This is a genomic window from Desulfobacterales bacterium, from assembly GCA_034003325.1.
GTDB lineage: Bacteria > Desulfobacterota > Desulfobacteria > Desulfobacterales > JAFDDL01 > JAVEYW01.
On the sequence record JAVEYW010000007.1, the window covers coordinates 1 to 13,545 of the forward strand.

6 protein-coding genes are annotated in these 13,545 nt (G+C 51.2%); 4 read left to right on the top strand and 2 right to left on the bottom strand.

Annotation, left to right across the window (positions count from 1 at the left end; all coding sequences use genetic code 11):
- Positions 1-83: 83 nt before the first annotated feature.
- On the bottom strand, positions 84-1,103 hold the full coding sequence (locus RBT11_08890) for a DUF1302 family protein (protein ID MDX9786879.1): 1,020 nt from the start codon (positions 1,101-1,103) through the stop codon (positions 84-86).
- A gap of 690 nt (positions 1,104-1,793) precedes the next feature.
- On the opposite strand from RBT11_08890, the gene RBT11_08895 reads away from it, so the two are divergent.
- From RBT11_08895 to RBT11_08905, 3 genes are all read left to right on the top strand, one after another.
- Entirely contained in the window at positions 1,794-3,407 is a 1,614-nt protein-coding gene (locus tag RBT11_08895) for a fumarate hydratase (protein MDX9786880.1), read from the top strand.
- Positions 3,408-3,509: 102 nt separating this feature from the next.
- On the top strand, positions 3,510-7,049 hold the full coding sequence (nifJ, locus tag RBT11_08900; GenBank protein MDX9786881.1) for a pyruvate:ferredoxin (flavodoxin) oxidoreductase: 3,540 nt from the start codon (positions 3,510-3,512) through the stop codon (positions 7,047-7,049).
- Between the two features lie 162 nt (positions 7,050-7,211).
- A complete protein-coding gene (locus tag RBT11_08905) occupies positions 7,212-7,850 on the top strand; it encodes a YkgJ family cysteine cluster protein (GenBank protein MDX9786882.1) in 639 nt (212 codons plus the stop codon).
- Between the two features lie 137 nt (positions 7,851-7,987).
- Here RBT11_08905 and RBT11_08910 read toward each other — a convergent pair whose 3' ends face one another.
- Complete coding sequence (locus tag RBT11_08910) at positions 7,988-9,370, bottom strand: TolC family protein (protein ID MDX9786883.1); 1,383 nt, start codon at positions 9,368-9,370, stop codon at positions 7,988-7,990.
- Between the two features lie 415 nt (positions 9,371-9,785).
- Between RBT11_08910 and RBT11_08915 the strand changes: the two genes are divergently transcribed.
- Positions 9,786-13,511, top strand: coding sequence for a response regulator (locus RBT11_08915; protein MDX9786884.1), 3,726 nt, complete (start codon positions 9,786-9,788; stop codon positions 13,509-13,511).
- Positions 13,512-13,545 lie beyond the last annotated feature (34 nt).

Here is a 13,545-nt window from a genome sequence, read left to right on the forward strand (position 1 = left end):
TTTTTGAGCATTGTTCTCTCCTTTTTTTGAATTTTTTACTGATACAAAAGAACAATGTATTTATAGCATAACAGATTGTATTTTTAAAGTATTAACGCATTTAAGTTCCTTAAGGAAACGGCATTGAATGTTAGGTAGTAAGTTTTGTTGGGGCCATAGGCAACCGCTGGCGACTTCTCATGATAGTTGATATAATAAATACCAAACTCCGTATTATTTAACCATTCAGCTAGATACATCAAGGAAACACCGAATTGGCCCGAGTCACTCGCTTCATCGTCAGTGCCTCTTGTTAAACCTCGACCTAGAATTAAATATCCTGCCTCATCCAGAAAGTCTGTTGTACTAAAATAGGACCCGGACTCATAATACCGCAGCTTTTCCCACTTCCATTGATAAAAGGACCCGACAGATACGTTTTCCGTAATATCCATCTGCATGGAAACCGCCTCTGAAGGAAGAAGCATTTCTTTTATCTCTACACCAGGGGCAGTGGAAAGGCTGGCATCCTGATGAGCCATGGCCGAAGCGATACCTCCTTGAAGGTATAAGCTTTCCCCCCACTGGATCACTTGTCGTCCGACGCGAAGATCCAACTTACGGCCCACCAGTTCCAATTGGGCATAAGCAAAAAGATCAAGAATCTCAGCCTTTTTCCCAATAGCATCCTCTGTTTCTTCATCAAAATCGTCAGTACTGTCTATAACTCCGGCTTGGAAGTTGTTGTTTGTGGCTGGACTGTCGTTGGAATTTTTCCCCATATAAACAAAGTCATAAAAAGCCCTGGGGCGAAGAAAGACACCAAAATTTTTATGCTTTACGTCAATATCGGCAATAGTACTAAATCGGTTGTTGATCATGTCCCACTGATCGAAATTTTCGTTGCCGTCGTCGCTGTTGATCGCGGCAGGATTGTATTCACCCAACTTCGCGCTTTCCGGTTTCTTGACTCGGAAGCCGGCACCATAAACAACTGTGACATCACAATCGACTGCAGTGTCTTTTCCTACATCAAATCGCATTGCATCCGCAGTTCCGCCAGATGCCATCAACATTAACACAGACAGAAACAGCAGAAATCCTTTTCCCATTTTGCTCTTCATTTCCTCCTCCTTTTTTTTGTGTTAATTTTTCAGGTAGTAAATTGAACTAAAAGCCCGGGCGTCTTTGAAAACAACAAGTTTGATTTTAATGGTACCGTAATACCTTGACAAAAATACAACCGCGGCCATAACCGGATAACGTGTGCTCTAATTGACGTTTACAGATGCGTCACTATTTTGAGGAAATCCCCATTATTCAGACATTCACGCTAATTAAAAATCAATAATGGGCATATCCAGTAAAATTTACTTGAATCTTAAACGGAGGGGGACACCAATGAACCGAAATATTGGTTACACTTACTACGAGTTAGAATTTCTGTAAATTAGAGGATTTCTGATTTTGCTGTAAGAATTTGCCTGACAAGTAGGTTATTGTGTTTGCAGGTTATCCGCGTGTTCGATCAATATCCCCGAACAAATCGTTCAGCGAAACCACCACTTACTTAGTGATGCGCCACAATCAGGTTATCGAAACACCGAACAAGTTTAGTTTGTTAGATTTTTATTGACAGAGGACGTTTTTTAATAAATAGGCCATTAAGATTGTCAAAAATAAGGTCCAAGGTTAATTAGGAAACAGATAATAGTATTGTCGCAAAAATATATTCTATGACCAAATTATTCAGTTGCTATTATTAGTTAAATGACCCCGTGCTGTGTGCCGGAAAAGGAGTTGGGGTTTTGCGAATACCGCAATTTACATATCAATCAATGTTCCCGATCGGTGCGGACACGACCGCATATCGTTTGTTGACAAGGGATCATGTTGATTCGCTGTCCATTGGTGGGCACAAACTGTTAACCGTCTCACATGAAGGACTTCGTCTGCTGGCACACACCGCTTTTGCGGATGTATCGCATCTATGCCGCACCTCTCATCTATCACAGCTTCAGGAAATCCTGAATGATCCCGACAGCTCGGACAATGATCGGTTGGTGGCCTTGGAGTTGCTCAAAAATGCCGTGATTTCAGCGGAAGGCATTTTCCCCATGTGCCAGGATACCGGAACCGCCCTTATTATGGGCAAAAAAGGACAATCCGTCTGGACCGGCGGAGGGGACGAAGCCGCGCTTTCGGAAGGCGTTTTCGATGCGTATACGCGGCACAACCTGCGCTATTCGCAAAACGCCCCCTTGTCCATGTTTGACGAAGTGAATACCGGGTGCAATCTTCCGGCGCAAATCGAAATTCAAGCCGTAGACGGAGATGAATACCGGTTTTTATTTATCGCGAAAGGGGGCGGCTCCGCCAATAAAACGTTTTTATACCAAAAAACAAAAGCCGTCTTGAAACCAGAAAATCTGAAGGCCTTTTTTAAAGAAAAAATCAAATCCCTCGGAACTTCGGCATGCCCGCCCTACCATCTGGCCTTGGTCGTCGGCGGATTATCGGCAGAAATGACGTTGAAAACCGTTAAGCTGGCATCGGCCGGCTACCTGGACACCCTGCCCACTCAGGGAAATCATCTCGGGCATGCGTTCAGGGATAGGACCATGGAAAAAGAGGTGCTTGAATTATCCAGGGAACTTGGTATCGGCGCGCAATTCGGGGGAAAATATTTTTGCCATGATATTCGAATCATCCGGCTTCCCCGGCACGGGGCGTCTTGCCCCATCGGCTTGGGCGTCAGTTGCAGCGCGGACCGGAATATCAAGGCTAAAATCACTCGGGAAGGTATTTTTCTGGAACAACTTGAAATGGATCCGGCCCGATTTCTTTCGGCCGGAATCCCCTCCCGGGTTTCCACTGCGGTGCCAATCGACCTAACCCTTCCCATGGACACCATTCGCGCAGAACTCAGCCGATACCCGGTGGGCACCCGGCTGCTGTTGAACGGCCCCATAACCGTCGCGCGAGATATCGCCCACGCCCGCTTAAAGGAACTGCTGGATACGGGGAACGATCTTCCCCGATTCATTAAAGACCACCTTATTTACTGCGCAGGCCCTGCCAAAGCCCCTACAGGATATCCCTCCGGATCATTCGGCCCCACAACCGCCGGCAGAATGGATTCCTATGTGCCGATTTTCCAGGCACACGGCGCATCCTTGGTAATGCTTGCAAAAGGCAACCGAAGTCGCATCGTCACGGAGGCATGTCAAAAATACGGCGGCTTTTACCTGGGTGCCATCGGCGGGCCGGCCGCGCGCATCGGCAAGGAATGTATAACCCAAATGGAAATTCTGGCATATCCGGAGCTGGGAATGGAAGCCATCTTTCGGGTAACTGTTAAGGATTTTCCCGCCTTTCTCATCGTGGATGACAAGGGCAATGATTTTTTCAGCAGTCTGTTGGCATAGAAGATTCCCCTTTAAGTGCGGGGACTCTTTCAGAAACAACCATAAACCATTCGCACCGGCTCGCAAGATAACGAGCACGATGAAATAGAGGAGAGACGACATATGGGAAAAAAAATGAAGACTATTGATGGAAACACGGCCGCCGCGCATGTGGCCTATGCCATGAGCGATGTGGCGGCTATTTATCCGATCACGCCTTCCACGCCAATGGGAGAAATCGCGGATGAATGGAGCGCGCAGGGGCGAAAAAATATATTCGACCAACCCCTTCTCATACGCCAACTGCAATCCGAAGCCGGCGCCGCCGGTTCGGTTCACGGCGCGCTGGCCGCCGGCTCCCTGACCACGACCTTCACGGCTTCTCAGGGCCTCTTGCTGATGATCCCCAATATGTATAAAATCGCAGGCGAGCTACTGCCGGGCGTTTTTCATGTCAGTGCCCGGGCCGTGGCCGGGCATGCACTGTCCATTTTCGGTGATCACCAGGATGTAATGGCGGTTCGCCAAACCGGCTTTGCCATGCTGTGCGCCAATTCCGTTCAGGAGGTGATGGATCTGGGCCTAGTGTCGCACCTGTCCGCCATCGAGGGCCGCGTTCCCTTTCTTCATTTTTTTGACGGCTTTAGAACCTCCCACGAAATTCAAAAGATCGAACTGATTGATTATGAGGACATGGCCGCGCTGGTCAATAAGGAAGCGATCGCCGCGTTCCGGCAACGGGCCATGAATCCGGAGCACCCCCACCTGCGGGGCACGGCCCAAAATCCGGACATCTATTTTCAAGGCCGCGAAGCCGCCAATACTTATTACCTGAAAGTGCCCGGCATCGTAACAGATTATATGAAAAAGGTAGCGGCCCTGACCGGCAGAAGCTATCAGCTCTTTGATTATGTAGGGGATGAAACTGCCGATCGCATTGTGGTGGCCATGGGCTCCGCCTGTGAGGCCATTGAAGAGGTCGTCGCACACCTCAATGCCACCGGCGAAAAAGTCGGCTTGCTCAAGGTCCGCCTTTTCCGGCCCTGGTCCATGCAGGATTTTTTGGCCGCAGTACCGGCTTCCGCCGAAAAAATCACGGTGCTGGACCGGACCAAGGAACCCGGCGCCATCGGGGATCCGCTGTATATGGATGTCGCGACCACGTTCATGAAAGCCGGAAAGCAGCCCGAAATCACTTGCGGCCGCTACGGCCTGGGGTCCAAGGAATTCACCCCGTCCATGATTAAAGCGGTTTTCGACAACATGAAAAACGCCACCCCGAAAAACCATTTCGTTGTGGGCATCACCGATGATGTCACCCAAAGTTCCCTTGAGGTTCCCCCGCCCATGGACACCGCCCCCGAGGGCACGGTTCAATGCATGTTCTGGGGCCTCGGTTCCGATGGAACCGTCGGCGCCAACAAAAGCGCCATTAAAATCATCGGAGATAACACCGACATGTTCGCTCAGGGCTATTTCGCCTATGATTCCAAAAAATCCGGCGGCATTACCGTCTCTCACTTGCGTTTCGGGAAAAAACCGATTCAGTCCACCTATCTCGTCAACACCGCTCATTTTGTCGCCTGCCACAAGTCTAATTACGTGGAGCTTTACGACTTGCTGGAGGCCATTCGGGAAGGGGGTACCTTCCTGCTTAACGCACCCTGGACCGTCGAAGAAATGGAAACATTCCTGCCGGCAAGCATGCGTCGCACCATTGCAAACAAAAAGGTCAAGGTGTTTGCCGTGGACGCCGTGAAAATCGCCGGCGCGATCGGGCTCGGCAACCGTATCAACATGATCATGCAGACCGCCTTTTTCAAGCTCTCGGGCGTGTTGCCGTTTGAAGAGGCCATTGCGCTCTTAAAAGATGAAATTCACAAGGTCTATGGAAATAAGGGCGAAAAAATCGTCAAAATGAATATCGACGCCGTGGACCAGACCCTTGCTGGTCTTCGGGAAATCAACTATCCGCAATCCTGGAAGAATGCCGCGGATACCGCCGTTAAAAAGGCCGAAGAACCGGAATTTATCGAAAAGGTCATGCGGCCCATGCTGGCCGTTCAGGGCGACAAGTTGCCGGTCAGCGTATTTTCTCCAGACGGTGTATTCCCGGTGGATACTGCCAAATACGAAAAACGCGGCGTTGCCATCATGGTGCCCGAATGGATTCCTGAAAATTGCATTCAATGCAACCAGTGTTCCTTTGTTTGCCCGCATGCCGCCATCGTCCCCTCTCTGGCGAGTGAAGAAGAGCTCTCCGGGGCACCCGCAACCTTTGTGACCTTGGACGCTATCGGAAAGGAATTAAAGGAAAAAAGCCTGAAATTCCGCATGCAGGTGAACACACTGGACTGCCAAGGCTGCGGCAATTGTGCGGATGTCTGCCCGGCCAAGGTCAAGGCCCTTGAAATGAAACCGATCGAAACGCAAACACCGGTACAGGTGCCGAACTATCAGTTTTCTCAATCAATCCCGATCAAGGACGACCTGGTCAAACGCACCAGCGTCAAGGGCAGCCAGTTTCAGAAGCCGCTCATGGAATTTTCCGGCGCTTGCGCGGGTTGCGGTGAAACCCCATATGTCAAACTCCTCACGCAACTATTCGGAGAACGCATGATCATCGCCAACGCAACGGGTTGCTCCTCCATCTGGGCCGCTTCCGCGCCGAGCTGCGCCTACAGCGTTAATAAAAATGGCCACGGACCGGCCTGGGGCAACTCCCTGTTTGAAGATACCGCCGAATTCGGGTATGGCATCGCGATGTCCTACGGGCAACGCCGCAACAAACTGGCGGACTTGATCGCGGCCGCCATCGCGAGCGATATTCCGGAAGCACTTAAAACCGCCATGAACGGTTGGCTCAAGGGCCGAAATGATGCGGGCGAATCCAAAACCTACGGCGATGAAATGAAGCGCTTGCTGGCAACCGTTTCTACGAATCCGCTGTTGGCGGAAATCGGCACCATGGCGGATCTTTTCGTCAAAAAATCCATTTGGGCCTTTGGCGGGGACGGCTGGGCCTATGACATCGGTTTCGGCGGCCTGGATCATGTGATCGCCTCAGGCGAGGACATCAACATTTTGGTTCTGGATACGGAAGTCTATTCCAACACGGGCGGTCAGGCCTCAAAGGCGACGCCCACCGGTGCCGTAGCCAAATTCGCATTTTCAGGGAAAAAGGTCGGGAAAAAGGACATGGGCAAAATCGCCATGAGCTACGGCCATGTCTATGTCGCCTCGGTTGCCATGGGCGCCAATCAAAACCAGACGCTGAAAGCCTTTATCGAGGCGGACCGGCATCCCGGCCCGTCCATCGTCCTTTGCTACGCCCCCTGCATCAACCAGGGGATTAAAAAAGGCATGGGAAAAACGCAGGCGCAGGAAAGCCTAGCGGTCGCCTCCGGTTACTGGCCGCTCTACCGGTATAACCCGCAACTGGTCGAGGAAGGCAATAATCCGTTTGTCCTGGAATCCAAGGCGCCGGACGGCACGCTTCAGGAGTTTATCGCCGGTGAGAACCGCTATGCGCAGTTGAAAATGACTTTCCCGGAAGAGTCAACGCGGCTTCGCGCACTGCTGGAAAAAGACGTCAACACCCGGTATGATTCGCTGAAACTAATGGCAGACCCTTCGGCCATTTGTAAAACCGAAGAAAAATAATCGCCCGCGCATTCGTGGCTTACAGGCGAAAAATAAAAACGGCTGCTTGCCCTTCGGCGGGCAGCCGTTTTATATGGATGCCTCAAAATATCCCGATACGAAAACGCCAACGCATAGGGGCGAGCATCGGTCTCTCGACGCGGGGCAGGGAGTAAATAGACCATGACCCAACAAACCACCTGCCGCCAATGCGGTACCTGTTGCCGCAAAGGCGGCCCGAGCTTTCATTTGTCAGACAAACATCTTATCGATTCCGGGAAAATTCCAGCCAGATTCCTGTTCACCCTTCGATGCGGCGAGCTGGCGCATGAGAACATTCAAGGAAAGGTGGCACCCGTAACGACCGACCTGATCAAGATAAAGGGGAAAAACGGTACTTGGACATGCGTCTTTCTGAATGAAGAAACCAACCAATGCGGCATATACGAAAACCGTCCTGCGGAATGCCGCGCCCTGATGTGCTGGGATCCTTGCGACATAAAAGCCATCTATCATCACCAGCGGCTCACGCGCAAGGATCTGCTGCAAAACGTGACCGGGCTCTGGGAATTGGTAAAAACTCACCAGGCCCGCTGCGACTATGGCGTTATCCTTGACTTGATTCAAAAAATACGCAACCGCTCGAATCGCACGCTTCACAACCAGCTTAAGGAAATGATCGCGTATGATACGCAGATTCGAACCCTGGCCACAGAACGAAGCGGCATAAACAAGGAACTGACTGATTTTCTTTTCGGTCGACCCCTCACCACCACCCTTCCACCCCTCTTCACGCTCCACCCGTCAAGCCCCACGCTCTAATCTCTACGTTCTAATCCGGCAAAGCCGGAAGCTGGGATGCTGGGATGCTTAGCAGCTAACAACCTTCTCCAATGATACACGCTTTTTCGTGCATGTTTCTGATAAAGGGTCCAATCTCTAAGCTCTATGCTCTATGCTCAATCCCGAAGTATTCTGCCAGTAGCACTCTCCAGGTTCTGCCAAGCCTGACGCAAAGACACCAGCGCCAGGGCTAACCGGCTCTTCGCCGTAATAAGATCCCGCTGCGCTTCATTCAGACGGACAAGGGTTCCTTGCCCTGCAGCGTACTCCTGTTCAACCAGATCCCGGTTTTGCTGCACCAGCTCGGTGTTCACGCGCTGAAGCTTAATCTCCGCCTGAGCCCGACGTAACTCCGCAACAGCTTTTCGAACTTCAGCGGCAATGCTGAGGGATAAATCCGAACGATTCTGGGCCGCTTCAGTCCGCACCCACAGAGCTTCACGGACACGCGCCTGCGTGGCACCTCCGGAAAACAGATTGTAGGAAAGGTTCAATCCGAGGGCATAGCCGAAATCATCTCCCTCATACCCCGGATCATTTGTCCGATTGCCGGACAATTCCGTTGAAAAATTCAGCTTGGGAAATAGATCAGCACGCGCCAATTGAATCTGAGCCTCGCTCTGTTGGATTCGAAAATCGCTCTGCTGCAAATCCGGCCGGTTGACCAATGCCTCGGCCACCAGGGCGTCGGGCTCCGGCAACTGCATTTCCGAATCGCATTCCGGCGCCAGCGGGCTCAACATCATGCCCTTCGGCACTTCGACTTCCGAAAAGCCCATCAATGCGACCAAACCAATAAGAAACCGATCATATTCAAGCTGCGCGGTATTCCACCGGGAACGCGCCGAGTTGGCCTGCACCTTGAAATTAAGCACATCACTTAACGCACCGGTTCCCACGCGAAGCCTGGTTTCAGCCTCTACCACCTGGCGCTGGTTAAAGGCTTTGTCGGCAGCTGCAATCGCCATGTTTTCTCTGAAAAGCTGAGCATTATAATAGGTAGCCGCCACCGCCGCCAACAACTGACGAGAAACTTCCTGACCGGCCTTCACCTGTTGCAGCTCACCAAGAGTTTCAGCCTCGATCGAAAACTTTCGCGCAAACCCGTCAAAAAGTACCCAGCTCGCACTGATTCCGGCTGAATATTGTTCATCGGGGTTGTCCAACCTCACCGATGTGTCGAACAATCGCGCCAATTGAAGCGAGCTGTTCACTTCGTTATCGGATAAGCGGGAATGAAAGACGGAGGTGCTCGTATCCACCTGGGGCCAGTAAGCCGCACTCGCCTGTCGCACGCGCTGGGCAGCCTGTTGAACCCGTGCCTGAGCCGCTGCCACAGTAGGGTTACCTGAAAGGGCGATTTGCTTGGCCGTCAGCAAATCAAGCGTCTGAATACCGGAAAGGTCTCCGACTGCTTTTTCTCCCCCTTGATACGCAACGGCGGCCGGCGGGAACAAAAAGCCCACCCATAACAGAAGCAAGATCCATCGTTTCATCATATTACATCATCTCCGACCCGTTGCCGAACTTCAGCTTTTCGGCGGTATTAAGAAAAAAAACTAACAGTAGCTTAGGGACAACGAATTTTTTGATATACCGTTTGTGTAACGTGCATGGTCAATTTACCGTCAGCCTTGTAGGGGCGAACCTGTGTGTTCGCCCCTACGGGGTTGCGGGCAATAGTCAGCGTCATGTATATTGGCATTTTCTGATTCCCTTAATAACATAAAGAACAATTGCCGCTCCACCTATAGGGGGGTAATACCGACAAGGAACGCCCGGCTAATTCCAACCCGATAAACCGCAGCATTGAATTTTCAACCTGGTCATTGTAAGAGAAGATCGGCTTATTTTCAACCCTATCTGTCGCGGCCGACAACATGGCGACATTCCTCAACGGCAAAGGGACATCGAATGGCTCGTTACTCGCCCGGTATTCGTGAAAAATTGGTCGGCATATTCATTCTGATTAAAGTGATCCCCCTGGTTATGCTGGCCTGGTTTGCCTGGACGGCGGTGGAAAACCTCGCCCGATCACTTGAAACCCAGATCGCGCGAATGGTTTCAGACAGCCATGATGTTGTCAACCAGGTCGGGACGCTCTCCTCTGAAAACTCCATTCAAGCGCTGGATGAAAAATCCAGGGAAGCCATCGAAAGACTGAGCACGGATACCGCCAGGGCCGTGGCCGCGTTCCTGTATGACCGGGACAAAGATATTCTCAATGCCGCGGCATTGGAACCGACAAAAGCCAACTACGAAAGCTTTCTGGCCGCTCGCGTCCGAACGGTGATCAACCACGGCCCGTGGGTGATGAATGCCAAGGAAGATGCGTGGGAGCCAGGGCATCATTCACACACCGATCCAATTGAAATTCTAGCAAAAAACGAAGACAACCAAAAAGCATTTCATTACCGGCCACCGGAAGATGCCGGCAATAGTGAAATCCGTCCCCTTTTCATGGAAATGACCTATGTCGGCCCGGACGGCAAAGAGAAGGTGAAAGTCACGACATCGAATCGAATGCGGCAGGGTCTTTTCGATATTTCCAAAAAAGAAAATACGTATTGCAAAGCCGAGACTTATTTTGAAGCCCTTAAAAAGCTTCGCCCGGAAGAGATCTATGTATCCGAGGTCATCGGCGCCTATGTCAAAGGGCAACTTATCGGACCCTATACCAAAGTAAGTTCTGAAAAAGCAAAAATCCCCTTTACCCCGGAAATGTCTGGATATGCCGGAAAGGAAAACCCGGCCGGCAAACGCTTTGAAGGGATCATTCGATGGGCCACACCGGTGACAAAGGATGGTAACATTACCGGGTATATCACCCTTGCCCTGGACCATACGCATATTATGGAGTTCACCGATCATATCTTGCCGACCGAGGCGCGCTATTCCCCGATTTCGGATGCGGGTTCCGGAAACTACGCGTTTATGTGGGATGCTAAGGGCCGATGCATCTCTCATCCGCGGGATTATTTCATCGTGGGCTATGATCCGGAAACCGGCGAGCCGGCCGTGCCCTGGCTGGATACGGATTTTTATGACACCTGGCAACGCAGCGGAAAATCCATTCGGGAATTTATGGCCGAAGCGCCGCAATTTCATGAGCAAAGTTTGAAGAAAAAACCGGCCGCCGAACTTACCAAAGCAGGATTGGTCGCGCTTGACGGTCGATTTTTAAATTTTGCCCCCCAGTGCGAAGGATGGCACAATCTAACCCAAAACGGCGGTTCCGGCTCTTTTGTCATTTTCTGGAGCGGCCTGTGGAAACTGACCACGGCGGCGGCCATTCCTTATCATACCGGCAGATACGGCAATCATCCCCGGGGATTCGGTTATGTCACCATCGGCGCCAATGTTCATGAATTTCACGCTGCCGCGATTGAAACCGCTAAAAAAATAGACGTCATCAACGCACAGTATACCGAAAATCTGCACCAACAAAATCGGCAAAACGAAGCATTGATGGAATCCTCCCTGCACGACACGGCGCGGGTGCTTACCATCTCTACACTCATCATGATCATCCTCGTCATTTTCATTGCCATTTGGATGGCAGCTACCCTGACCGGTAAAATCACCCATATCATTCAGGGGGTCGAACGGTTTCAAAAAGGGGAAATGGGGCATCGCCTTCAAAAAAAATCCAATGACGAAATAGGCCGGCTGACACAAACCTTCAATGACATGGCGGACAGCATTGAGCGATCCATCGGGGAAATTAACGCCGCCAGGGAAACCGCCGAAAATGCCAATTTGCTTCTCAAAGAGGAAATCCGGGAAAGGCAAAAAGTGGAAAACGAATTGGCGCGCCATCGGGACAACCTTGAGACGATCGTAAAAGAGCGAACCCTGGCCCTTGAAAATGAAATCGGAGAACGCAAAAAAGTCGAGCAGGTACTCATCGTCAGCGAGCACCGGCTTCGAAAACAAAATGAAGCCCTTCTCTTTCTGGCCGGGAATGCCGCCTTATACGAAGGAGACTTGAACGAAGCGCTTAAAATCATCATGGCAACCGCTGCCCGAACCCTTTCGGTAGAACGCGGCAGCGTCTGGCTTTTTAACAAGAAACAAACGACCATTCGTTGCGTGGAGCGCTATAAGCTGAATGCCGATCAACATACCATCGGGGGAAGATTCTCCGCGACGACCTATGTGCCCCATTTCAAAGCACTGGCGACCGGCCGCACGATCTCTGTGGCCGATGCGTTAACGGATTCACGGGTGTTCGGTTTTTCGGAATCTTATCTTCTTTCTCACCGAATCGGCGCTATTTTGACCGCCGCGATTCTGATCGGCGGCGAAATGAGGGGCATCATCTGCTTCGAACATGTGGGAGAAAAGCGTGAATGGCGAATTGATGAAGAAAACTTTTCCAATTCGATCGCCGATGTATTGGCGCTTGCGATCAACGCATCGGATCGGGCGGCGACTGAAATCAAACAAAAGCAACTGGAATCAAGGCTTCACCAGGCCGAAAAAATGGAGGCCATCGGCACCCTGGCCGGCGGCGTTGCACATGATTTAAATAATATTCTCTCCGGTGTCGTCAGTTATCCCGAATTATTGTTGTGGCAATTACCGGAGGACAGTTCGCTGAGAGGCCCCATGGAAACCATTCTGGCGTCCGGGAAAAAAGCGGCCGCCATTGTGCAGGATCTCCTGACCCTGGCAAGGCGGGGCGTAACGGTCAATGAAGTGGAAAATCTGAACGAAATCATCGCCGCGCAGCTGGCCAGCCCGGAACATCAGAGGCTTCTCGCCTTCCACCCGCAACTGACCATCGAAACGCATCTTGCCCCGGATTTAATGAATATTATGGGGTCTTCGGCGCACCTTTCAACCACTCTCATGAATTTGATCTCCAATGCGGCGGAGGCGATGCCGAACGGCGGCAAGGTGACCATCGGAACGGAAAACAGATATATCGATCATCTCATTCGGGGCTACGATGAGGTCAAAGAGGGAGACTATGCCGTTCTGACGGTTTCGGATGCCGGGATCGGCATTTCACCGAAAGACTTGGGCAGAATTTTCGAGCCGTTCTACACCAAGAAAAAAATGGGAAGAAGCGGCACCGGCCTTGGAATGGCGGTGGTATGGGGAACCGTGAAGGACCATAAGGGGTATATCGACCTGGAAAGCAGGGAGGGCTTCGGCTCAACATTTTCGCTCTTTTTCCCCGTTACGCGAAAGGAATTGGAAAAAACGCCCATCGGATTATCCATCAGCAACATCTTGGGAGACGGTGAATTGATTCTGTTGGTAGATGATGTCAAGGCGCAACGGCAAATCGCAAGCTCCATCCTCACGGAACTCAACTATCAGGTCACTACGGTAGCCAGCGGAGAAGAGGCCGTCGAATATCTGAAACACCATACAGTGGATTTGCTGGTTTTGGATATGATCATGGATCCGGGAATGGATGGCCTTGATACTTTCAGGGAAGTCATTGTGCTGCATCCGGGTCAGAAAACGATTATCGCCAGTGGGTACTCGGAAACCGAGCGCATTCGCGAGGCCCAGCGACTCGGTGCCGGCCAGTACCTTAAAAAGCCCTATACAATTGAAAAGATAGGACTATCAGCGAAAAAAGAATTGAAAAAAGCAGCGAATACCGCAGCAGGCGCTCACTAATGTTCATCTGTAACGAGTCATTGTGGATGGACTC